At 72.0% G+C, this 22,661-nt stretch carries 19 protein-coding genes; 5 read left to right on the top strand and 14 right to left on the bottom strand.

Going from position 1 to position 22,661, the window contains the following annotated elements; all coding sequences use genetic code 11:
• The first annotated feature begins 8 nt into the window (after positions 1-8).
• Genes FB558_RS19305 through FB558_RS19295 form a run of 3 tightly spaced genes read left to right on the top strand, consistent with a single transcriptional unit; the run spans position 9 to position 4,389 of the window.
• Complete coding sequence (locus tag FB558_RS19305; RefSeq protein WP_142055436.1) at positions 9-1,328, top strand: acyl-CoA dehydrogenase family protein; 1,320 nt, start codon at positions 9-11, stop codon at positions 1,326-1,328.
• Complete coding sequence (locus FB558_RS19300; protein ID WP_142055434.1) at positions 1,325-2,089, top strand: SDR family NAD(P)-dependent oxidoreductase; 765 nt, start codon at positions 1,325-1,327, stop codon at positions 2,087-2,089. The genes FB558_RS19305 and FB558_RS19300 overlap by 4 nt, the downstream gene beginning before the upstream one ends.
• A gap of 32 nt (positions 2,090-2,121) precedes the next feature.
• Positions 2,122-4,389 (top strand): CoA transferase, encoded by a 2,268-nt coding sequence (locus tag FB558_RS19295; protein WP_170231408.1) that lies wholly within the window; start codon positions 2,122-2,124, stop codon positions 4,387-4,389.
• On the opposite strand, the gene FB558_RS19290 is transcribed toward FB558_RS19295, so the two are convergent.
• The 8 genes from FB558_RS19290 to FB558_RS19255 form a co-directional block, all read right to left on the bottom strand.
• A complete protein-coding gene (locus FB558_RS19290; RefSeq protein ID WP_142055430.1) occupies positions 4,365-4,676 on the bottom strand; it encodes a hypothetical protein in 312 nt (103 codons plus the stop codon). The two genes, FB558_RS19295 and FB558_RS19290, sit on opposite strands and share 25 nt — an antisense overlap.
• 54 nt (positions 4,677-4,730) lie before the next feature.
• The gene (locus tag FB558_RS45225; RefSeq protein ID WP_142055428.1) at positions 4,731-5,459 is read right to left on the bottom strand and encodes an ABC transporter substrate-binding protein; all 729 of its coding nucleotides are present in this window, start codon (positions 5,457-5,459) and stop codon (positions 4,731-4,733) included.
• A gap of 329 nt (positions 5,460-5,788) precedes the next feature.
• Entirely contained in the window at positions 5,789-6,217 is a 429-nt protein-coding gene (locus FB558_RS19280) for a Zn-ribbon domain-containing OB-fold protein (RefSeq protein WP_142055426.1), read from the bottom strand.
• On the bottom strand, positions 6,214-7,365 hold the full coding sequence (locus tag FB558_RS19275; RefSeq protein WP_211366680.1) for a thiolase C-terminal domain-containing protein: 1,152 nt from the start codon (positions 7,363-7,365) through the stop codon (positions 6,214-6,216). The genes FB558_RS19280 and FB558_RS19275 overlap by 4 nt, the downstream gene beginning before the upstream one ends.
• A 47-nt stretch (positions 7,366-7,412) precedes the next feature.
• Entirely contained in the window at positions 7,413-8,441 is a 1,029-nt protein-coding gene (locus FB558_RS19270) for a phosphotransferase family protein (protein WP_142055424.1), read from the bottom strand.
• A gap of 19 nt (positions 8,442-8,460) precedes the next feature.
• Complete coding sequence (locus FB558_RS19265) at positions 8,461-9,618, bottom strand: CaiB/BaiF CoA transferase family protein (RefSeq protein WP_142055422.1); 1,158 nt, start codon at positions 9,616-9,618, stop codon at positions 8,461-8,463.
• The gene (locus FB558_RS19260) at positions 9,615-10,403 is read right to left on the bottom strand and encodes an enoyl-CoA hydratase/isomerase family protein (protein WP_142055420.1); all 789 of its coding nucleotides are present in this window, start codon (positions 10,401-10,403) and stop codon (positions 9,615-9,617) included. The genes FB558_RS19265 and FB558_RS19260 overlap by 4 nt, the downstream gene beginning before the upstream one ends.
• On the bottom strand, positions 10,403-11,956 hold the full coding sequence (locus FB558_RS19255) for an ABC transporter substrate-binding protein (protein WP_142055418.1): 1,554 nt from the start codon (positions 11,954-11,956) through the stop codon (positions 10,403-10,405). The genes FB558_RS19260 and FB558_RS19255 overlap by 1 nt, the downstream gene beginning before the upstream one ends.
• Before the next feature lie 141 nt (positions 11,957-12,097).
• Between FB558_RS19255 and FB558_RS19250 the strand changes: the two genes are divergently transcribed.
• The gene (locus FB558_RS19250) at positions 12,098-12,868 is read left to right on the top strand and encodes an SDR family NAD(P)-dependent oxidoreductase (RefSeq protein WP_142055417.1); all 771 of its coding nucleotides are present in this window, start codon (positions 12,098-12,100) and stop codon (positions 12,866-12,868) included.
• Positions 12,869-12,973: 105 nt separating this feature from the next.
• Positions 12,974-15,454, top strand: coding sequence for a CaiB/BaiF CoA transferase family protein (locus FB558_RS19245; RefSeq protein WP_142055415.1), 2,481 nt, complete (start codon positions 12,974-12,976; stop codon positions 15,452-15,454).
• Positions 15,455-15,549: 95 nt separating this feature from the next.
• Here FB558_RS19245 and FB558_RS19240 read toward each other — a convergent pair whose 3' ends face one another.
• The 6 genes from FB558_RS19240 to FB558_RS19215 are packed head-to-tail and all read right to left on the bottom strand — an operon-like array spanning position 15,550 to position 22,506.
• Entirely contained in the window at positions 15,550-17,124 is a 1,575-nt protein-coding gene (locus FB558_RS19240; protein WP_142055413.1) for an ABC transporter substrate-binding protein, read from the bottom strand.
• Complete coding sequence (locus FB558_RS19235) at positions 17,121-18,689, bottom strand: class I adenylate-forming enzyme family protein (protein WP_142055411.1); 1,569 nt, start codon at positions 18,687-18,689, stop codon at positions 17,121-17,123. Before FB558_RS19235 ends, FB558_RS19240 begins: the two co-directional genes overlap by 4 nt.
• Before the next feature lie 5 nt (positions 18,690-18,694).
• A complete protein-coding gene (locus FB558_RS19230; protein ID WP_142055409.1) occupies positions 18,695-19,630 on the bottom strand; it encodes an ABC transporter permease in 936 nt (311 codons plus the stop codon).
• 13 nt (positions 19,631-19,643) lie between these two features.
• Positions 19,644-20,588 carry an ABC transporter permease gene (locus tag FB558_RS19225; protein WP_142055407.1) on the bottom strand — a complete coding sequence of 315 codons (945 nt, stop codon included), beginning with the start codon at positions 20,586-20,588 and terminating at the stop codon, positions 19,644-19,646.
• Positions 20,582-21,454: an ABC transporter ATP-binding protein gene (locus FB558_RS19220; protein WP_142055405.1), complete on the bottom strand. Its 873-nt coding sequence runs from the start codon at positions 21,452-21,454 to the stop codon at positions 20,582-20,584. Before FB558_RS19220 ends, FB558_RS19225 begins: the two co-directional genes overlap by 7 nt.
• Positions 21,451-22,506 carry an ABC transporter ATP-binding protein gene (locus tag FB558_RS19215; protein WP_142055403.1) on the bottom strand — a complete coding sequence of 352 codons (1,056 nt, stop codon included), beginning with the start codon at positions 22,504-22,506 and terminating at the stop codon, positions 21,451-21,453. The genes FB558_RS19220 and FB558_RS19215 overlap by 4 nt, the downstream gene beginning before the upstream one ends.
• Positions 22,507-22,661 lie beyond the last annotated feature (155 nt).

Raw genomic sequence — 22,661 nt, 5'->3', positions numbered from 1 at the left:
GAGAACCGATGCTGGACTTCTCGATCGAACCGGAGTACCAGGCCAAGCTGGACTGGGCGGCACGCTTCGTGCGTGAGGAGGTGGAGCCGCTCGACCTGCTGTTCCCGCACGGCGGCGACCCGTACGACACCGGCAACGCCAAGGCCCGCGCGATCATCAAGCCGCTGCAGGAGCAGGTCAGGGCCCAGGGCCTGTGGGCCTGCCACCTCGGCCCCGAGCTCGGTGGCCCCGGCTACGGCCAGGTCAAGCTCGCCTATCTCAACGAGATCCTCGGCCGCTCGTACTGGGCACCGACGGTCTTCGGCACCGCGGCTCCCGACACCGGCAACGCCGAGATCCTCGCGATGTTCGGCACCGACGAGCAGAAGGCCCGCTACCTGCAGCCACTGCTCGACGGTGACATCGTCTCCACGTTCTCCATGACCGAGCCGCACGCCGGGGCCGACCCGAAGGAGTTCCGCTGCCGCGCCTGGCAGGACGGGGACGAGTGGGTGATCGACGGGGAGAAGTGGTTCTCCTCCAACGCCCGCTACGCCTCCTTCCTCATCGTCATGGCCGTCACCGAGCCCGACGCGCCCGCGCACTCGCGGATGTCGATGTTCGTCGTCCCCGCCGAGACGCCGGGCATCGAGATCAAGCGCAACGTCGGCACGATGGACGAGCGCGACTCCGAGGACGAGGGCATCCACGGCTACATCCGCTACCACCAGGTCCGGGTGCCGCTCGACGCGATGCTCGGTGGTCCCGGCGAGGGCTTCACAGTGGCGCAGGCCCGCCTGGGCGGCGGCCGCGTGCACCATGCCATGCGCACCGTCGGCAAGTGCACGCGCGCCTTCGACATGATGTGCGAGCGCGCTCTGTCACGACGCACCCAGGGCACCGTGCTCGCCGAGAAGCAGGCCGTGCAGCAGTTCATCGCCGACTCCTGGATCGAGTTGCAGCAGTACCGGCTGCTCGTGCTGAACACCGCCTGGGTGATCGACACCCAGCCGCACGGCGCCGCCCGCACCCAGATCGCGATGTGCAAGGTCGCGATGGCCAAGGTGTTGCACGACATCATCCAGCGCGCCCTGCACCTGCACGGCTCGCTCGGCACCACCAACGAACTCCCGCTGGCCCACTGGTGGATGGGCGTCCCCAGCCTCGCGCTCGCCGACGGCCCCACCGAGGTGCACCGGACCACGATCGCCAAGCAGGTGCTGCGCAACCACAGCGCGGCCGAGGGCCTGTTCCCGAGCGAGCACATCCCGCCGAAGCTGGAGGCCGCGCGCAAGCGCTACGCCCACATCCTGGGCGACGACGGCCTCGCCGGGCGGGTGAACGCATGACGACGGCGGCCCGCGGCGCAGCGGATCTCTTCGACCTCAGCGGGAAGGTCGCCCTGGTCACCGGCGGCAGCCGTGGGCTCGGCCTGGAGATGGTGCGCGCCTTCGCCGCCGCCGGGGCCGACGTCGTCATCACCAGCCGCAAGCTCGACTCGTGCGAGGCCGCCGCCGAAGAGGTCCGCAGCCTCGGCAGGCGCGCGCTGCCCGTCGCGGCCCACGTCGGGCACTGGGACGACCTCGGCCGGCTCACCGACGCCGCCTACGCCGAGTTCGGCAAGGTCGACATCCTGGTCAACAACGCCGGGATGTCCCCGCTCGCGCCGTCATCGGAGGACACCAGCGAGGAACTGTTCGACAAGGTCGTCGGCGTGAACTTCAAGGGCCCGTTCCGGCTGGCGTCGCTCGTCGGCAGGCGGATGGCCGACGGGGACGGCGGCTCGATCATCAACGTGTCCTCGTCCGGGGCGCTGATGCCGCAGCCGAAGTTCGGGCCCTACGCCGGCGCCAAGGCCGCGCTGAACGCGCTGACCACGGTCTTCGCGCTCGAGTACGGCCCCACCGTGCGGGTCAACACCATCTCCGCCGGCCCGTTCCTCACCGACATCTCCAAGGCGTGGCCCGAGGAGAACCGCCGGCGCACGCGCAGCGCCTCGGGCCGGCCCGGCACGCCGGAGGAGATCGTCGGCACCGCCCTCTACCTGGCAGGCGACGCCTCCAGCTACACGACCGGGGCACTGATCCGGGTGGATGGCGGGCTGTACTGATGACGACCGGCCGGACGGGTCCGCTTGCCGGTGTGCGGGTTCTGGAGCTGACGACGGGGCAGGCCGGCCGGACGGCCGGGATGCTGCTGGCCGACCTGGGCGCCGATGTGGTGCGCGTGGTCCCACCGGGGTGGCGGCCGGCGGACCCGGGTTCGCCGTCGGGCCCCGGTGACCTCTGCTGGGACCGCGGGAAGCGGTTCACGCCCGTCGCTCCCGGCCGGGACGCGGCAGGCCTGCGCCGTCTCGCCGGTGCGGCCGACGTGCTGCTGGACGACGCCCCGGCCGGTGCGCAGCGGCCCGCGGGTCTCGATGCGGAATCGCTGCTGGCGTCCGCACCGGCGCTCGTGCACGTCGCGATGCCGCCGTGCGGCGCGCAGGGCCGCTGGCGCCACCTGCCCGCCGACCCGCTGCTGGTCTCCGCGCTCGGCGGGTTCGCGACCTACCACCCCTCCTACGAGCCGGGCAGCCCGATCGCGTCGGCCGTGCCGATGCTGGCAGCGGTGCACGGTGCGCTCGGCGCGGTGCTGGCCACCGCGGGTCTTCTCGGTGTCCGGAGCACCGGACACGGTCGGGCCGTGGAGACGACGGGCCTGCACGCCTCGGCCGCCTGCCTCGCGACGTTGGTGGTGGAGGGGATCGACGCCGAGCACGTCGTGACGCCGGACGGCCGCCTGGGAACCCGGCCGAGCTTCCGTACCTACTGCTGCGGCGACGGGCAGTGGCTGCACCTCTCAGCGCTCACCGTCCAGTTCTTCCTCCCGGCCCTGACCGCACTGGACCGGATGGACGTCATGCTCCTGCCCGGAGTCGAGGGCGAGTTCACGAACACGTTGCGGCCCGAGATCGGGCGCGCCGTCGGCGCCGAGCTGGAGCGCACCTTCGCCGAACGACCGCGCGACGAGTGGCTCGCCATCCTCGGGGAGGCGGGTGTGCCGTGCGCGCCGGTCCTCCCGCGCGAGGAGTGGCTGAGCGGCGAGATCGTCGCCTCCGCGGCGCCGCCGGTCACCGTGGAGCACCCCGAGGCCGGCGCGGTCGTCCTGCCTGGTGTCCCACTCGCGTTCTCGGCGACCCCGGTGGGGATCCGGCACCTGCCCGGCGCCGCTCACCTCGTGAACGCGGACGATCTCTGGTCCGACACCCGGGCCCGGCCGGCACCGCAGGGTCCAGCACCGTCACTCCCGCTCACGGGCTTGCGCGTGGTGGACATCAGCACGTTCCTCGCCGCGCCGTTCGCCGGGACGCTGATGGCCGACCTCGGCGCGAGCGTGGTGAAGGTGGAGCCGCCGCGCGGTGACCCGTACGGGGTGTTCTCCTCGGCGTACGCGGCGGTCAACCACGCCAAGACCGTGGCGTCGGTCGACCTGCGCAGTCCCGAGGGTCATGCGGCGCTGCTGCGGCTCGCGGAGCAGGCCGACGTGCTGGTCGACAACCTGCGCCCGGCGAACGCGGCACGGCTCGAGCTCACCGACTCGGTGCTCACGACAGGCGAGTCGCGCCTGGTACGGGCATCGGTGTCGGCCTTCGGTCGGTCCGGACCGTTCGCCGACCTGCCGGGCTTCGACCCCGTCCTGCAGTCGCGCTCCGGGCTTGCCGCGGCGCAGGGTGGCGACGACGAGCCGGTCGCCACCGCGGCACCGACCGTCGACGTGGCCACCGGCGCGCTCACCGCGTTCGGCGCGCTCGCCGCCCTGATTGAGCGGGAACGAACCGGGCACGGCCAGCACGTCACCACCTCACTGGCCGCGACGTCGACCTTCGTGCAGATCGCCGAACTGGCCGGCTATCCGGGCCGCCCGCCCACCGAGCAGGGCGGCCGGGACCACCGCGGCCCGGAACCCGCGCGCCGCTACCACCGGGCCGCCGACGGATGGCTCGCGCTCGCGGCGTGCACCCCTGATCAGCAACAGGCCGTGGCCGCGCTGCTCGGGCTGGGCACCCTCACCCACGACGCGGTCGCGGAAGCGCTCGCTACGCGCCCGGTGGAGCACTGGCTCACCGAGCTCGACCGGCTCGGCGTGCCGGCCTGCACCAGCGCACCGCGAGCCGGGTTCCTCACCGACCCCTACCTGACCGAGAACGGCTTCACCCACGTCGTGCGCGACCCGCAGCTCGGCCGGTTCCGCCTGGTGAGCGGCTACTTCCGCCCGGTGCGGCCCGGCCCGGCCGCCACGCGGGCCGACTGGGCGGAGGCGACCGCACTGCTCCAGACCGTCGGGTCGCTGCGCGAGGGGTACGCGATCGTTGCCGACCCGGCGACGGGAAGTCCAGGTGGTGGTCAGTCGGCCGCGATGCCGGCGTAGCGCAGGTCGAAGACCCCCTGGAAGTCGGAATGCCCCATCGACTCCGCCCCGATCATGCGGTCGCTGTAGGCGATCTGGGTCGGGAGCGCGCAGAGGAACAGGTCCATCGCCTCGTTCACGGCGATCTCCGATGCCTGCCGGAGCGTCGCGACGCGTTCCTCGTCCGTCAGTGCCGTCTCGAACGATCTGCTCACGGCCTCCTGGAAGCCGGGAGGCGTGGGGCCGGGGTACCGGCTGGGCAGGAGGTAGTTGTCGCGCAGCGTGATCCCGGCGGTCGGGCCGGCCACCCGGGTGTTGAGGTAGGCGTCGTACTCGGAGCCGGGCTTCCACAGGTCGTTGACCTACACCGGGTCGAAGGACCCGATGGCCACCCGGACGCCGACCTCGCCCAGCTGCGCCTGCAGCACCGGCGCCATCTTGTCCTGCGGCGAGAGGCCCGAACCGACCAGCAGCGACATCTCGAAGCCGCCCGGCGGTCCCGCTTCGGTGAGTAACCGTCTGGCCTTTTCCGGGTCGTGCGTGTACTCGACGGGCGGGGTCTCGAGATGCCCCTCGTAGACGCTCGTGAGCGGCTGCGCCTGCGGGGTGCGCTGCCCGTCGAGGATCGCCTCGTCCAGGCCCTCGCGGTCGATCGCGTAGTTGAGGGCCTGGCGGACCTTGACCTGGTCGATGTTCCGTGCCCGGTCCAGGCTCACCTTCACCGCGTCCGCATCGAGCACGGTGCCGTCGTGGAAGGTCACGTCGTCGCGCAGCACGAAGGTCACCTGCTGCCCGTCCGGGCTGAAGGACCACTCGGTGGCCAGCATCGGCTCGAGTGTCGGGCCGCCGACCAGCTGGGTCAGGCGGTCATAGATCGGGAAGATGTAGGGCGACTGCGCGACGCTCGACACCGGCGTGTGCGGATCGAGCGGTTGCGCCGGGATCGTCCAGGCGAACCGCAGGGCGCCGTCCGTGTCGGGCGGACCTGCGACCCCAGCGGCCCCACCGGACCCCGCCTCGCCACCACCGCACCCCGCGAGAGCGAGACCGATCGCCACCAACCCGGCCAGACAGCGTCGTTGCCGCTTCATGTTCTCCTCGATCCGCCCGGGCCCGTCACAGCGTCATACCTCCCCGCTGACACAGATCAGGACTCGCAATCGTGGGCGTGAGATACTGAGATGATCTGCAGTCGGTCGCACGATTTAGCGAGAACATGCTGGCTCTTCGCGTATCGACCACCCGAAGCGCGGCCGCATGCATGTGCGGCGCACAGTAATGCAGATACTCTTTTCACGACAAGGCCTACCGCCGGAGTTACCGAACTTGATACGGTGAGCGCGCCGCGGTGCTCGCCCGCACCCAGCGGTTGAAGGTCACCGTCTCGGCGGCGCTCGCTCCGCTGCACGACCCGGGGCGGTCACGGCGGATCCACGGGCCGGAAGACCGGAACCCGGAACTCACCTCCCGGCAGGTCGACCAGCTCGGCCCGCACCCGCATCCCGCAGGCCACCTCGCCGTGGTCGATGCCGACGAGCCTGCCGGGCAAGCGGAGCCCGGACTGCTCGTCCAGCTCGACCAGGCCCACGGTGTAGGGCAGGTCGTCGAGGTAGCCGGGCACCGTCGCACGATGCTGCACGATGAACGAGTAGAGGGTGCCGTAGCCGGTCACGTCCTCGAAGGCCGTCGGCCCCGCGCAGACACGGCACCGGTCGAGAGGGGGCTGCATCCAGAGCTTGCAGTCCTGGCAGCGGCACAGGGCCAGGTGACCGGCTGCCGCCGCCGCCCAGAAGGGCGCGGTGTCGGGGTCGGGCACCGGCTGGGGCGGGATGGAGTGGGCGTCGGTCACAGCATGGCCTCCGTGCCGTAGACGAGGGCGCCCCCGTAGGGGCCCGCGCCGGAGGTGACGAGTGCGCTCTCGGCCCCGGCCACCTGGCGGTCACCCGCCTCGCCCCGCAGCTGGAGCACTGCCTCGTAGTGGTGGTTGAGGCCGTGGATGTAGCCCTCCGAGAGCAGCCCGCCGTGCGGGTTGACGACCACGTCACCGCCGAAGGTGGCTCGGCCCTCGCGGAAGAAGCCGCCCACCTCGCCCTTGCCGCAGAACCCGAAGTCCTCGAACGTGGCCATGACCGTGAAGGTGAAGCAGTCATACATGCAGGCCACGTCGATGTCGGAGGGCCGAAGGCCGGTGCGGGACCACAGCTTGGGAGCCGTGTCTCGGGAGTACATGCTGGTCAGGTCGTCCCACTGGTCGACGGAGCCGCCGAAGCGGTTGCTGTCGGCCGCGCCGAGCAGGTGGACCGGCTTGTGGGGCAGGTCCGCCGCCCGCTCGGCCGAGGTCACCACGATCGCGACCGCGCCGTCGACCTCGTAGGTGCAGTCGTACAGCCGGAACGGCTCGCTGATCCACCGGCTGTTCAGGTAGTCGTCGATCGTGATCGGCGTGCGCGCGACCGCATGGGGGTTGCGTGACGCGTGGGCCCGCTGCTGGACGGCGATCGCACCGAGGTCCTCCGACGTCGAGCCGTACTCGTACTGGTGGCGCCGGCAGAACATGGCGAACCACTGCGGCGGCACCAGGTAGCCCTGGGGGCCGGCGAACTGGCCCTCACCGCCGACGTCGACCCGGTCGAGGGCCCTTCCGTAACGGGTCTCCGAGCCGAGCACGCGGTAGACGACCACCACGTCGGCCTGGCCGGAGATGACGGCCATGGCCGCGCCGCTGACGGTCGAGGTGACGATGTTCCCGCCGCCGGAGACGCTGACACACCAGCCGAGATCCTCCACTCCTATGGCGTGGGCGACCGCACTCGGGCGCGCGGTGTCGGTGGTGCCGAAGCATGTGAAGCCGTCGACGTCGGCCGGCGTGAGCCCGCAGTCGGCCAAAGCATCCCGGGCGGCCTCGGCGGCCATCGACACCGGTGTGCGACCGGACGACCTCACGTACGGGGTCCGGCCGATCCCCACGACGGCGGCGTCCTGCAACGTGCGACTCACCGGACCTCCAGAAGGTTGTGGTGTGGACGAGGTGTGCTGCGCCCTGGTCACGGGGAGACGAGCGCCATCGCCTCCCGCCGCAGCTGCGCCAGTGCGGGCAGCATGCGCCGCATCGACTCGTTCAGCGGCCCACTCCGGCGGCCGCGCTTGATCAGCAGGGCGGTCGCCGCGGATTCCTTGTACTTGGTGAGGGCCTCGAACCAGCGCAGGTCCGTGAGCAGCTCGCCACGCGCCTCGTGGTAAGCGTCGACGATCTCGGCCTTGGTCGGCATCCCGGTCGGCTCGGCGGACGGGGCCGCGGGGTGCTGCGCCTCGTCGGTGAAGAAGGTGAACCACGTGATGTCGACACGGGGGTCGCCGAGCGACCAGATCTCCCAGTCGATGATCGCGGTGACCCGGTCGCCCTCGCACAGGGTGTTGCCGATCCGGTAGTCGCCGTGGGTGACGACCGGCGCCATCGCCGGCGGCATCGTGGCGTGCAACCGGTCCGCGACGGCCTCGTACCCCTCGCTCAGGTCGTCGGGGACCGTGGTGAACGCCCTGGTCCAGCGGTCGATCTCGGCACCGAGCGAGACCACCGGCTCCGTGGCGAGCGCGGTCGCCACAGGATCGACGCGGTGCAGGGCGGCGAGCATCCGGGCGGCGTCGAGGGCTCGGGCGCGCACCTGCGCGGGAGGCAGCGTTCCGCGAGGCGCGAGGACGGGTTCCACGCAGTCGCCGGGCACGAGCGCCATCGCCAGGAACGGCGGGGTGTGCGGCGGGTCGCCGACATCGGAGAACAGGACCCGGGGCACCCGCACCCCGGGCTTCCCCTCCACCGCCTCCATGAGCCGCGCCTGGCGCAGCACGTCACGGTTGCGGACCGGCGCGAGCCCGGGTGGGGCCACCTTGAGGACGATGCGCTCGTCGCCGCGCGGGGCGCCGGACAGCTCCGCCACGTAGGTCAGGCTCGACGCGCCGCCGGTGAGCGGCTCGATGCCCACCACGCCCGCATCCGGCGCCCACCCGCGGACGGCCACCGCGGTGCGGGCCGTCAGCTGCTCCACCAGCTCGTCGCTGCTCGTGACGATGCTCAACTCGGCTCCTCCACCACGATCACCCGCTCCTTCCTACGGTGCCCGCCGCCCGCAACGTGGCGATCTCCTCCTCGGACACGCCCCACTCGGCGAGCACCGCGTCGGTGTGCTCCCCGGGAGTCGGGGCCGGACCGGCGACGCGGGCGGGCGTCGCCGAGAGCCGCGGGGCAGGTGCCGGATGCGGCACGCCCTCGAGATCCGTGTAGGCCGCCCTGGCCAGGGCCTGCGGGTGAGCCGTCGCCTCGCGGGGAGTGAGCACCGGCGCGACGCACGCGTCCGAGCCCGCGAAGTGCCGCTCCCACCCGTCGCGCGTCCGCGTGGCGAACACCTCGATCAGCCGCTCGCGCATCCGGGGCCACCCGCTCCGGTCGTACCGGTCCCGGAACGCGGGGTCCCCGGCGATCCCGAGCCGGTCGAGTAGCTCGGCCCAGAACTTCGGCTCGATCGCCCCGACGGCCACGTACCGGCCATCCGCCGTCTCGTAGGTCCGGTACCAGGGGGCCGAGCCGTCGAGGCCGTTGCTCTCCCGTTCCTCGGTCCATCTCCCGGAGGCCAGCTGTCCCTGGACGACGCCCATCAGGAGCCCGGTGCCGTCGACCATCGCCGCGTCGACGACCTGGCCGTCCGCCTGCCCGCGCGCCCGGGCGGCGAGCGCGGCGACCACGCCCAGCGCGAGCACCGTGCCGCCGCCGCCGAAGTCGCCGACGAGGTTGAGCGGCGGCACGGGTGGGCGGTCCGCATGGCCGATGGGGTGCAGCGCTCCCGCCACGGCGATGTAGTTGATGTCGTGACCCGCGGTCGCGGACAGTGGCCCTCCGCGCCCCCACCCCGTCATCCGGCCGTAGACCAGGTCGGGGTTGCGCGCGTGGCACTCCTGCGGTCCGACGCCCAGCCGCTCCATGACGCCCGGGCGAAAGCCCTCCATCAGGACGTCGGCCCGCTCGCACAGCTGCAGCAGCAACTCCGCCCCCGACGGCTGCTTCAGGTCGATCCCGACCGATCGGCGCCCGCGACCGTGCACGTCGAAGCGGGCTCCGCCGAGGTCGGCGGCGGTGCCGTGGACCCGGTCGACGCGCACGACCTCCGCTCCGAGGTCGCTGAGCAGCATCCCGGCCAGCGGCAGCGGCCCGATCGCGGCGAGCTCGAGCACCCGGATCCCGGTGAGCGGGCCGGTCACGCCTCTGCCCCCCGGTGCACCCGCTCGCCCTGGCGCCGCAGCGCCCGTACGGTCTCCTCGCGGGCGGCGCCGGTGAAGAAGGCCTGGTGGCGCCGCGCCTCCTGTTCCACGTAGCCGGCGAGGTCGCTGCGCTCGGCGAGCAGGAAGTTCGCCTTCATCGCGCGCACCGCCGCCGGGCTGCGCGACCCGAGCTCGTCCACCAACGCGCCCACCTCGTCGGCGAAGCGCTCGTCGGGTAACACCCGGGACAGGAACCCCATGCGGAAAGCCTCCTCGGCGTCGAGCTTGCGGGGCAGGAAACACAGGTCACGGGCCATCGCGCCGCCGACCGACCGCGACAGGGTCCACGGCAGCCCGAGCTCGCTCGCCAGCCCGACCTGCAGGAACGCGGTGGAGAACCGCGCTCCGGCTGCCGCGACCCGCAGGTCGCAGGCGGCCGCCCACGCGAACCCCGCGCCAGCGCACCCACCGTTGACCGCCGCGACCGTCAGCTGCGGCATCGCGTGGAGCAGGGTCGCCGACTGGTACACCTCGAGGCCCGGGAGATCCACGGGCTCGGACGATCCGGCCCGGTTCAGGTCCGCGCCGGGGCAGAACGTCGAACCCGCCCCCGTCAGCACCACGACGGTCAGCGCGTCGTCGCGGCTGAGCCCGGTGAGGGCCGCGTGCATCTCGACGACCATCTCCGTCGTCACGGCGTTGCGCGCGTCCGGGCGGTCGAACCGGACCCAGGCGACCGGCCCGTCGACGCGGACGTCCAGGGTCGAGAAGCGGCGAGCAGTCATCACCCCTCCCCCGCGATCCCGACGTAGCGCAGGTCGCCGAACGCGGAGAAGTACGACAGTCCCATCATGTCGCCGCCCCGGACCCGGTCGGTGGAGGTCCACATCGCCGGCACCGAGCAGAGGAACACGTCCAGTGCGGACTCGGCGCCGATCGTCGACGCCTTCGTCACGGCGGCCTCGTAGGCGGCCTCGTCGAGCGTCGGGTCGTAGGCGCTCGAGACCGCCTCGGCGAAGCCGGGAGGCGTGGGGCCGGGGAAACGGCTCGGCGTCAGGTAGGACGCCTGCAAGGTCATCGCGGCCGTCGGCCTGGTCGTGCGGGCGTTCACCAACCCGTCGAAGCCGCCGTCGCCCCAGCTGCCGAAGATCTGCGTTCCTGTCTGGGCCGTGAGCTCCGCCGCGATGCCGACCTCGGCGAGCTGCGCCTGGACGGCTGCGGCGAGCTGCTCATACAGGGAGATCCCGGCCGGGACGAGGATCGTCATTCCGAAGCCGTCCGGGACGCCCGCCTCGGCGAGCAGCTGCCGGGCCCGCTCCGGGTCGTGCGCGTACTCGACCGGCGGCGGGTCCAGGTGACCCGGGTACACGGACGGCAGCGGCTGCGCCGACGGGGTGCACCGGCCATCGAGCAATGCCCTGCTGATCCCCTCCCGGTCGATCGCGTAGTTCAGCGCCTGCCGGACCTTCACCTTGTCGATGTTCGGGCGCGCGGTGTTCAGGTAGACGGCATACGTGGTCGCGGGCGGGTAGCTGTGCGTCACGTACGGGTCACCGAGCTCGGAGACCTGGTCGAACTGGCCCGCTGTCGTCATCATCATGTCGAACTGGCCGGAGCGCAGGCCGTTCATCCGGGCCGAGTCGTTGGGCACGCCCGTGAGCTCGATGCGGGCTGCCTGCTGCGCCTGCGGGTCCCAGTACCCCTCGCGCCGCTCCAGCACGACACTGTCGTCGACGGCGAGACGACCCAGCGTGTACGGCCCCGACCCCACCGCGGTGACATCGAGGTCCGGTTTGTCGAGGGCCGCCGGGCTGATGACGCTGCCCTCGACGCCGGACAGGACGTAGGGCAGGTCCGCCGCCGGCCGGTTCGTGGTGATCCGGACCGTCACCGGGTCCACGACCTCGACAGCGGAGATCATCGCGAGGTTGCCCTTCGCCGTCGACCCCGCCACGGTCATCGCCCGGTCAAGGCTCGCCGTGACGGCGGCGGCGTCCACCCGGGCGCCGTCGGAGAACGTGACGTCGTCACGGAGCGAGAAGGTGACGCTGCGGCCGCCGTCGCCGAACGTCCACTCGGTGGCGAGCATCGGACGCAGTTCGAGGTCGGGTCCCATCTGCGTCAAGCGGTCGTAGAGCAGCGACACGTAGGCGTGGCCCGCGGTCGGGGACGAGACCGTGTGCGGATCCACGCTGGTCGGCGCGTAGTTGATCGCGACGCGCAGGGCCGCGGACCGATCCACCTCCGCGGTCGCGGCGCCGTCCGCGCCACCGTCCCCGCTGCCGCACGCCGTCGCGACCAGGCACAACGCGGCGGCCACCGCCCATCGCTTCGTCAAGGGCTCCTCCTCGGGGTGCGCTGCAGGCCCGTCTTCCGAAGTTACAGAACGTCGTTCTGACTGTCCAGCAATCAGGACACTGAAAGGCGAAGCGCTGTACTGTCCGACCCAGCCGCATCACCCCGTGGAAGGGAACGAGAAGTGCAGATCGACGGAACATCGGCGCTGGTCACCGGCGGCGCCTCCGGACTCGGACTGGCCACCGCCCGGCGGATCGTCGAGCACGGCGGGCGCGTGGTGATCGCCGACATCTCCGAGGAGCAGGGTGCGAAGGCCGTCGCCGAGCTCGGCTCGGCGGCCACGTTCGTGGTCGCCGACATCACCGACGAGGCCGCGCTCGCCGAGGCACTCGACGCCGCGGAGCAGCTGGGGCCGCTGCGCGCGGTCGTGCACTGCGCCGGCCGCGGCGGCGACCGGACCCGCATCATCGGCAAGGACCGAACCCCCGGCGCGCTCGACACGTTCACCGAGGTCGTGCGGATCAACCTGATCGGCACGTACAACGTCCTACGCCTGTCCGCCTCCCGGATCGCCGCGAACGAGGAGCTCGACGACGGCGACCGCGGCGCCATCGTGCTCACCGCATCGGTGGCCGCCTTCGACGGCCAGATCGGGCAGACGTCCTACAGCGCGTCCAAGGCCGGTGTGCACGGCCTGACGCTGGTCGCCGCACGCGACCTCGCCAGCTGGCAGATCCGCGTCAACACCATCGCTCCCGGCGTCATGGACACCCCGATGCTCGGACGCCTGCGCGAGGACATCCGCGACGGCCTCGCCGCGTCGGTACCCCACCCGAAGCGCCTCGGGCAGCCTGCCGACTTCGCCCGCCTCGCCGTGGACATGCTGGAGAACCCGTACCTGAACGGCCAGACGGTGCGCCTGGACGGGGCCATCCGGATGGCCCCGAGGTGACCCAGAATCGGAACACTCTTTGACGAGTGGGCACCTTGACGTGCCCTGAGACCCCCGCCACACTGTCTTGATGAGGATACTGTTCTTCACCAATGGAGGTGTAGGGTGAGCGCGGATGCCCACAACGGGGAAGCCTGCGGCACCACTCCGCTCGACGGGCTGACGGTCGTCGATCTGTCGACGTCGCTCCCCGGCGCGTTCACCACCCAGTTCCTTGCCGATGCCGGCGCCGACGTGGTGCAGGTCGAACCGCCGGGTGGCAGCCCGCTGCGGGCGCAGCCCGGTTGGCCGGGGCTGGCGCGGGGCAAGCGCAGCATCGTCCTCGACCTGCACGACGACGACCTGCACGACGAGGCCGACCGCGCGACGCTGGATCGGCTCCTCGCCCGGGCCGACGTGCTCGTCACGACGTCCGCCCCGGCCACGCTGGCGCGGCTCGGCCTCACCGCCGAGCGGCTCGCCGATCTCAACCCCCGGCTGGTCAGCGCGGCGATCACCGGCTGGGGCATGACAGGGCCGTGGCGCGATCTCCCCGGCTACGAGGGCATGGTCCTGGCCAAGCTCGGCTACTTCCACGTCAAACGGCTCTCGACCAACCGCCCCGGCCCGGCGTTCGTCTCGGTCCCCTACGCCTCGTGGGGCGCGGCGCAGACGGCCTTGCACGGCATCCTCGCCGCGCTGATCGAGCGCGAGACGAGTGGACGCGGCCAGCGCGTCGAGGCGGACCTGGTCCGCGGCGTCGCGACGATCGACACCTGGAACTGGTTCAGCGAGCTCGTCGGTCAGCGGTGGCCGGACGCGTTCACGACCGTCAACGCCTTCGACGACCACGGGCAGCCCCAAGGCCACCTGATCTACCCGTTGCTCGTGGCCGCGACGAAGGACGGCTACTGGCTGCAGTTCGCGCAGACCCAGGCGCGGCTGTTCCAGGCCATGCTGCAGGAGCTCGACATGGCCGAGCTGCCGGGCGACCCGAAGTGGAAGGGCTTCCCGCAATTCGACGACCGCGCGCGGCGCGTCGAGCTCTGGGAGATCATGCTGAGGAAGGTCGGCGAGCGCACGCTCGCGGAGTGGGAGCAGGTCTTCGCGACCAACCCGAACGTCAGCGCCGAGGTGTTCCGTTCCGGACCCGACGCGCTGGCGCACGCCCAGCTCGTGCACGACGGGCGGGTGGTCACCGTCGACGACCCGGCGTTCGGCCCGGTGCGCCAGCCCTCCACGCTGGTGCACGTCGATGACGTGCCGCTGTCACCGCCGCGCCCGGCCCCTGGCCTCGACGAGCACGCCGAGCAGATCCGCGCCGAGGCCGCGGCCTCCACTCCGGCCGTCGACCCCGGAAACGGCGATGCACCCGCCGCGCTGCCGCTTGCCGGGGTCACCGTGCTGGAGCTGAGCTCGATGTACGCGGCGCCCTACGGGGCCACCCTGCTCACCGACCTCGGCGCCCGGGTGTTCAAGATCGAGCCGCTCGGTGGTGACCAGATCCGCACGCTCGTCCAGTTCCCCGAGGCGGGCGGGGCGAAGGTGATGCAGGGCAAGGAGAGCATCGCCGTCGACATGGCCACCGACGAGGGGCTCGCGATCGTCCACGAGCTGGCCCGGCGCAGTGACATCGTGCTGCAGAGCTACCGCGCGGGCGCCGCAGAGCGCGCCCGCGTCGACCCGGCGACGCTCAAGAAGCTCAACCCCGACCTCGTCTACCTCAGCGCCCCCGGATACGGCACCGGTGGGCCCTACGGCGGGCGCCCGGCCTATGCGCCCTCGATCGGCGCGGCGTCCGGCCTCGCCCTCACCGATGCCCCCGACGCCGCAGGCGCCACGGGCTCCCTCGAGGAGATCAAGAAGGCCGCCGTCCGCCTCAACGCGGCCTCGGCCGTGATCAGCCTGCAGGGTGACGGCATCGCCGCGCTCGGCGTCGGCTCGGCGATGCTGCTGGGGCTGCTCGCCCGCCGCCGCGGGCGGGCGCTGGGGAACATGACCACGACGATGCTGTCGTCCGCGACGCACGCCCTCATCGACCGCAACATCGACTACGCCGGCCGGCCCGCCGCGCCGCGCGTCGACCCCGACGGCCACGGCTTCGGCGCGCTCTACCGCATGTACCGGGCCGCGGACGGCTGGGTGTTCCTGGCCGCACCCGCGGCGGACGAGTGGGAGGGGTTGGCCACCGCGCTGCGCCCGTACACCGACCTCGCGGCCGATGCGCGGTTCGCGTCGCCTGCGCAACGTGCTGATGCCGACGCGGCGCTGGCCGACGTGCTCGGCGGCGTCTTCGCGACGAAGGCGAAGGCCGACTGGGAGGCGGAGCTCACCGCGGCAGGCGTCGGCTGCGTCGCAGTGGCCGAGCACGCCCCCGAGCTGACACTGATGAGCGACGAGGCTGCCGACGCGGGCTACCACGTGACCGCGATGAGTCCGGTGTTCGACGAGCACCGCCGCCCGGCCCCGGCGACCCGCTTCTCCCGCTCGGTGACGAAGGCCGACGGCGGCTGCCTCGCCGGCGACCACACCGATGCGCTCCTGCAGGAGCTCGGGTACGACGACGAACGGATCGCCGACCTGCATGCCCGCAATATCGTCACCTGAAGTACAGGCTCCCCCACGGCCGGCCTTCCTCCACTGCCGACGTGACGGGCACCCGCACCGGGTGCCCGTCCCGTTCGTCAGTGGGTGCCCGCTCGTCAGTCGGTGGCGGCCATGGTCAGGTACCGGAAGTCGTAGGGGCCGAACGTCGTGGCGTAGTCCATCTCGGCACCGAAGTTCTGCACCCGGTCGCTCAGCACCCACGGGTAGTTGATCCAGACGATCGGCGCGCCCCATGCCTGCTCGGTGACGAACCTGTTGAGCGCCTGGTTGGCCTGCTCGCGCTCGCCCTCCTCCAGCCGGTTGTCGTCCGCGGCCGCCAGCAGCTGCTGGAACTCCGGCGAGTCGGGGAAGCCACCGGGGTGCCGGGCGCCGAAACGGTTGACGGCGAAGGACGCCGGCGTCTCGATCGACGGGGTGTACTGCAGCATCCCGGCGTTGTCGCCCTCCGCGTAGCGGGGGAAGATCTGCAGGTTGTCGACGACCACCGGGGTCATCCGGATACCGGATTTGCCGAGCTGTTCCTGCAGCACCGCGGTGAGCTCCGGCCCGACCGACTGGCTGACGAGGATCTCTCCGAGGTCGATCCCGTCGGGGAAGCCGGCCTGCGCGAGCAGTTGCCTGGCACGCTCGGGGTCGTACGGGAACGCGTCCTGCAGGTCGGGCACGTAGCCGGGAAGCCCTTCGCGGGTGTGCTGCCACTTCGGCTCCGAGCCGGGGTAGAGGGCCTCCACGATGGCGGCGCGGTCATAGGCGTGGTTGATCGCCTGCCGGACCTCCACCCGGTCGAGCGGTGCCGACCTGAGGTTGAGGAACATCTCCAGGCCGATGCCCTGGGGCACCATCACCGTCACGAGCCCGTCCCGGCCCTCGACCCCGGCGACGTTCTGGGGCTGGAACTGCCCCACGTCGATCTGCTCGCCGATGATCGCGTTGGTGTAGGCCTGCTGGTCGGTGATGGCGGAGTACTCGAAGCGGGCGATCTTCGCCGCGTCCGGATCCCAGTAGTCCGTGCGGTCGCGGTGCAGCGTCAGCGTCTCACCGGGGGTCCAGCTCTCCACGCTGTAGGCGCCCGACCCGTTGGCCTCCGTGGCCGGGTCACCGTTCGCGATCAGCTCGGGATGCATGATGAAGCCCGCGACGTTGGCGAGCACGTACGGGATCGTCGGGGTGGGCTCGCTCAACGTGAGCCGCACCTCGAGCGCCCCCGTCGCCTCGACGCCGGTGACCTGCTCCAGCCGCTTGCTGACCACCGGGCTCTCCATCGCGGCTGCCCGCTCCAGGTTCACCCGCACCGCCTCGGCGTCCAGCGGCGTCCCGTCCCGGAACGTCACGCCGTCGCGCAGTGACATCGTCAGGGCGAGGCCGTCGTCGCTGTAGGAGTAGGACTCCACGAGCATGCCCTCGGCCAGACCGTCGGCGGTGATCGTGAAGAGCCGGTCGTAGACCAGCGCGAGGCCGAACCGGAAGGACACGACCTCGCTGGTCGCCGCGTGCGGATCCAGGCTGGTGGGGGCGACGCCGTAGCCCACCCGCATCGTCGCGTCCGGATCCGCCGGGCCTCCCTGCGCCACACCGTTGCTCCCGCCGGAGCCCTCGCCCCCGGAACCGCACGCGACCAGCAGGACGGCGGCGATCAGGGCGGCGATGCCGGCCTTCCAGTGGGGTCTCATGTCGTTGGCCTCCGTCGTGTCGTGCTGTCGGGGCGCCACGCGGACGCGAGGTCCAGCCGGTCCAGCAGCCCCGCCTTGCGGACCTTGTTCGTCGGGGTGCGGGGGAGGTCGGCGCACACGAGGACGTAGGACGGCCGCATGTGACGCGGCAGCCGCTCGTGCAGGCGGGCCCAGAGCTCGTCCGGCACCACGGCGCCGGGCTGGACCGGGACCACGGCGACCAGCACCTCCTGCCCGGCGACGGGGTCGGGCACGCCGATCACGGCGCAGGCCTCCACGGCCGGGTCGGCACCGACAACGGCCTCGAGGGCCGAGGACGAGATGTTCTCGCCGTGCCGCCGGATCGTGTCCCGCAACCGGTCGACGAACTCGAACTCGCCTCCCGGATGGCGGACCACCGCGTCGCCCGTGCGGTACCAGCCATCGGCGAACGCCGCCGCGGTGGCGTCGGGCAGGCCGAGGTACTCCCGCATCATCAGCGACCGTGCGGGCGGGTGCAGCCACAGTTCCCCGGCCTCGCCGTCGGGGACGTCCGCGCCGTCGGACCCGACCACCCGCGCGGCGTACCCGCGCCGGGGCCGGCCGCACCACCGGCGGGACCCGTCAGGAGGCGCGTCCCGCAGCAGCATCGGGAACCCGGCCTCGGTGCTGCCGTAGCACTCGACGACGCGCGCTCCGAACCGGTCGGTGAACCGGCGGGCGAGTGCCGCGCCGCAGGACGCCATCACGACGCGCAGGGGGTTGTCGGCGTCGCCGGGCTGCTCGGGGGCCGCCAGCATCAGCGGGACGTACGCCGTGGTGCTCGTGCAGCCGTGCTCGCGCACGTCGGCGAGCACCGCGCTCGCGGAGAAGCGCTCCCGCAGCACCACCCGCCCACCGACGTCCACCATAGACAGCAACGGGGTCCGGCCCGTCACGTGGAACATGGGGTGACAGCAGTAGACGGCGTCGCGCTCCGAGAGCCACGACCGCGGGATGCGGCCGATGGTGGCCGCGAACTGGGCCCACGACAGCACGACACCCTTGGCCGGGCCGGTCGTGCCGGAGGTGAAGATGATGCAGCTGGGATCGTCGGGGCCCGGCAGCTCACCCGAATCGTCCGGCGCGCAGCCGGCGGTGACGTCGCTGCCGCGGTCGATCACGGCGACGTCGAGCCCGGCGACGCCGCTGCCCGCCACGACGGGCGCCGACTCCGGGCGGACCACGCACAGCGACGCACCCGGAAGCGTCAACGCGTGGGTGAGGAACTCCCCGCGCAGCTCCGGGTTGACCGGGACCTCCAGCGCACCGATGCAGCCGGCGGCCAGCCACAGGCACACGGCGTCGGCCGAGGCCGGCAGCATCGTCACGACCCGGTCGCCGCGGCGCACGCCCCGGTCGCGCAGCCACGTGCGCCAGCGCCGCACCGCGTCCCAGGTCTCGCCGTAGGTCAGCGAGCGCCCGGAGACCTCGGTCAGGAACGGCCGATGCGGGTCGGACGCGGCCCACGCGGCGACCCGCCGCGGCAGCACGTGCGCCGGGTCGAGCGCGACGGTGCCCGGGTCGTCGTCCGCGGCCGGAACCATCGCGCTCACGATCCACCGCGCTTCCGGCGAGCCTTCACACCCCGGCCCTCCAGCGCGTCACGCAGGCCGTCGCCCAGGACGGCGAAGGCGAGGATCGTCAGCACGATCATCAACGCCGGGGCGACCATGAACGACGGCGAGTCGTAGATGGCGTCGAACGCGTCGCGCAGCATCGTGCCCCAGCTCGCCTCCGGCGGCTGCACGCCCAGCCCCAGGAAGCTCAGGCTGGCCTCCGCGATCACGATCACGCCCGCGGAGAAGGTCAGCTGCACCAGCAGCGGCGAGCTGGCGTTGGGCAGCACGTGCCGCCACAGCAGGCGCCATGGCGAACACCCGATGGCCCGGCACGCCTCGATGTAGGTCTCGCTGGTCACCGACTGGGCCGCGCCGCGCGCGAGCCGGAACAGCGGCGGCGCGAGCACGATCCCGATCGCCATCATGACGTTGCCGAGGCCGGGGCCGATGATGCCGACGATCGCCAGTGCCAGGATCAGCGGCGGGAGGCTGAGCAGGGCGTCGGAGATCCGGGAAAGCACCGCGTCGACGGGGCCGCCGGCGAACCCGGCCACCAGGCCCAGCGGAATGCCCAGGACCGTGGAGATCACCAGCGCCTGCACCACCGCGAGCAGCGTGACCTGTGCACCCGAGATGAGCCGCGACAGCACGTCCCGGCCGAAGGTGTCGGTGCCCAGCAGGTGTTGTGCGCTCGGCCCCTGCAGCTGGTTGATCAGGTCCTGCGCCGCCGGATCGGTCGGCATCAGCACCGGCGCCAGCACCGCCGCCGCCACGACCAGCACCAGGAACCCGAGCGCGGCCATCGCGGCGCGGTTGCGACGCAGCTGCCGCAGCGCCCGCCCGTTCCCCCTGCGCCGCCGGAGCGGGACGCCACCACCGGAGGCGGGCGGTGTCGGGGTCGCCGTCGCTGTTGCGTCCTGTGTCATGCCGACCCGCCCTTCACGAACGCAACCGGGGGTTGAAGTAGCCGTAGGAGACGTCGACGATCAGGTTGATCACCAGAACGGTGACCGCGCTGACCATGACGATGCCGAGGATCACCGGGATGTCGCGCTGGTTGACCGCGGTGACGGCCAGGCTGCCGAAGCCCGGCAGCGCGAAGACGAACTCGACGGTGACCGCCCCCGCGAGGATCCGCCCGGCCTGCAGGCCGAACACCGTGACGATCGGGATGCCGGCGTTCTTCATCCCGTGCTTTCCGATGATCATCCGACTGCGCAGGCCCTTCGCGCGCACGGTGCGCATGAAGTCCTGCCCGAGCGTGTCGACGAGCGCGGCACGGGTCTGGCGGGCGAACTCCGCCGCCGAGATCGCCGCGAGCGCGAGCGCGGGCAGCACAAGGTGCTGCAACCAGCCGCCCACCCCGTCTTCGCCGATCGACGAGTACCCGGTGGCCGGGAACAGGCTGCTGTTCACCGCGAACACCAACACCAGCACCAGCCCGATCACGAACGGCGGCATCGCCATCGTCAGCGAGGCAAGCGCCGTGACCACCCGGTCCAACAGGCGGTTCGCCCGCATCGCCGCGGCGACCCCGAGCGGGATCCCGACCGCCACCGCGATCACCAGCGTGACCACGGCAAGCGACAGCGTCACCGGCACCCGCTCGGCGATCAGGCTCGACACCGACTGGCTGGACAACAAGGACTCGCCCAGATCCCCCTGCACCGCGTTGACCAGCCACACCACATAGCGCACGAGCAGCGGCTGGTTCAACCCCAGCCGCTCCCTAGCGGCCTCGACGTCCTCGGGGGTGGCGTCCTCGCCCGCCGCCGCGCGCGCCGCATCTCCCTCCATCAGGTCGAGCAGCACGAACACGAACAGGCTCAGCAACAACAACAGCGGGATCGCTGACAGCAGCCGGCGCACCAGGACTTTCAGCACGACACCACCCCGTTCCGCGACGGGTCGGCCGGGACCAACCCGGTCGGCAGCGCCACGCCGCGCGCCCGCTCGCGACGCGGGCGCGCGGTCGGGATCGCCGCCACCAACGCCTTCGTGTACGGGTGCCGCGGCTCGGCGAACAGCTCCTCCGCATCGCCCATCTCCACGATCTCCCCGCGCTGCATCACCGCCACGCGGTGTGCCAGGAAGCGCACGAGGGACAGGTCGTGGGAGATGAACAGGTAGCTGATCCCGCGCTCGGCCTGCAGGTCGAGCAGCAGGTTCAGCACCTGCGCCTGGATCGACACGTCCAGCGCGGCCACCGGCTCGTCGCAGACGATGAAGTCCGGATCGGTGGCCAGCGCCCGCGCGATCGCGATGCGCTGCAGCTGCCCGCCGGAGAACTCCCGCGGGTACCGGTCGAGGTGGTCGGCGCGCATCCCCACCCGTTCCAGCAACTCCAGCACGCGGTGGTCGCGTTCCTCCCCGCGCAGCCCGTGATGGATCGTGAACGGCTCCCCCACCACGTCGCGGATCACCATGCGCGGGTCGAGCGAGCTGAACGGATCCTGGAAGATCATCTGTGCCCGCCTGCGCAGGGACCGCAACTGCGGCGCCGAGAGCGCCCGCACGTCCTCGCCGAACATCGACACCGTGCCCGAGTCCGCCTCGATCAACCGCAGCACCAGCCGCCCGACCGTGGACTTCCCGGCGCCTGTCTCGCCGACGATGCCCAGCGTCGTGCCCGGCTCGATGGTGAACCCGACGTCGCGGACGGCGTCGGTGGTCTCGACCACCCGGCCCAGCATGTTGCGCCGCGCCGGGTACGACTTGTACAGGCCCGACACCTCCACCACCGGGGTCACTGCGGCGTCCCCGCCAGCTCGATCTCGCCCAGCCGCACGCACCGCGCGGGCCTCCCGTCCGGGCCCGCCCGCAAGGACACCTCGCCCACGTCGCACCGCCCCGGCACCGCGTGGTCGCACCGCGGGTGGAACCGGCACCCCGTCGGGAAGTCCCAGGCCGCCGGCACCGCACCCTGGATCGCCTGCAAGCGGCCGCCGCGGGCGCTGTGGTCGGGGATCGCGGCCAGCAGGCCCTCGGTGTAGGGGTGCTGGGGACGGGCGAACAGGTCGTACAGCGGGTTCACCTCCACGACCTGGCCGGCGTACATCACCGTCACCAGGTCGCACATCTCGGCGACGACGGCGAGGTCGTGGGTGATGAACAGGATCGAAACGTCCAGCTCGGCCTGAAGCTCGTTCATCAGCCGCAGCATCTCCGCCTGCACCGTGACGTCCAGCGCGGTCGTCGGCTCGTCGGCGATCAGCAACTTCGGCTCGCACGCCAACGCCATCGCCAGCATCACCCGTTGGCACATGCCGCCGCTGAACTGGTGCGGGTAGTCCGCCACTCGCCGCTTCGCGTCCGAGATCCCGACCATGTCCAGCATCCGCGCGGCCTCCGCGAGCGCCGGCCGCCGGGCCAACCCCCGGTGCCGGCGGAATACCTCGGCGACCTGGTCCCCCACCGAGAACGCCGGATCGAGGCTCCGGCGCGGCTCCTGGAAGATCATCGCGACATCCGGGCCGCGCACCTCGGACAGCTCCCGCTCCGAGAGGCCCACGAGCTCACGCCCGGCCAGCCGGATCGAGCCCTGGGGGATCCGCGAATCGTCGCGCGGCAGCAACCCCATCACCGCGAGCGACGTCACAGTTTTCCCCGAACCCGACTCGCCGACGAGCCCGACCGTCTGGCCACGCGCGATCGCCAGCTGCACGCGGTCGACCACGCGCACCCAACCGTGTTCGGTGCGGAACTCGACCGACAGATCCTCGACGCGCAGCACCTCGTCGTCTGCGACGCCTGTGTGTGACGCCCCCTGCTCGGGTGCCGCGGAGTGCGGTGGCGAAACCATGGGACGTATACCTCCGTTCGCCGTTGAACGTGACCGCGCGGCGGCACAACTGCCGGCACGAAAGAACGGGGCGCCGAACCAGGCACCCGGTCGTCGGATTCAAAGTATCCTAAATCACGATTTTCACCCGAGCAAGGCTGGAGCTTGCCTGATTA

Origin of the sequence: Pseudonocardia kunmingensis (assembly GCF_006716445.1) — a bacterium.
Lineage (GTDB): Bacteria > Actinomycetota > Actinomycetes > Mycobacteriales > Pseudonocardiaceae > Pseudonocardia > Pseudonocardia kunmingensis.
The sequence above is the reverse complement of the archived record's forward strand: the minus strand, read 5'-3'. Positions and strand labels throughout refer to the sequence as shown.

What these genes read in the sequence shown, in the direction of transcription:
- FB558_RS19305 (WP_142055436.1), top strand. Translation starts at nt 9, where the DNA reads ATGCTGGACTTCTCGATCGAACCGGAGTACCAGGCCAAGCTGGACTGG.
- FB558_RS19300 (WP_142055434.1), top strand. Translation starts at nt 1,325, where the DNA reads ATGACGACGGCGGCCCGCGGCGCAGCGGATCTCTTCGACCTCAGCGGG.
- FB558_RS45225 (WP_142055428.1), bottom strand. Translation starts at nt 5,459, where the DNA reads ATGAAGCGGCAACGACGCTGTCTGGCCGGGTTGGTGGCGATCGGTCTC.
- FB558_RS19260 (WP_142055420.1), bottom strand. Translation starts at nt 10,403, where the DNA reads ATGACTGCTCGCCGCTTCTCGACCCTGGACGTCCGCGTCGACGGGCCG.
- FB558_RS19240 (WP_142055413.1), bottom strand. Translation starts at nt 17,124, where the DNA reads ATGAGACCCCACTGGAAGGCCGGCATCGCCGCCCTGATCGCCGCCGTC.
- FB558_RS19235 (WP_142055411.1), bottom strand. Translation starts at nt 18,689, where the DNA reads ATGGTTCCGGCCGCGGACGACGACCCGGGCACCGTCGCGCTCGACCCG.
- FB558_RS19230 (WP_142055409.1), bottom strand. Translation starts at nt 19,630, where the DNA reads ATGACACAGGACGCAACAGCGACGGCGACCCCGACACCGCCCGCCTCC.
- FB558_RS19215 (WP_142055403.1), bottom strand. Translation starts at nt 22,506, where the DNA reads ATGGTTTCGCCACCGCACTCCGCGGCACCCGAGCAGGGGGCGTCACAC.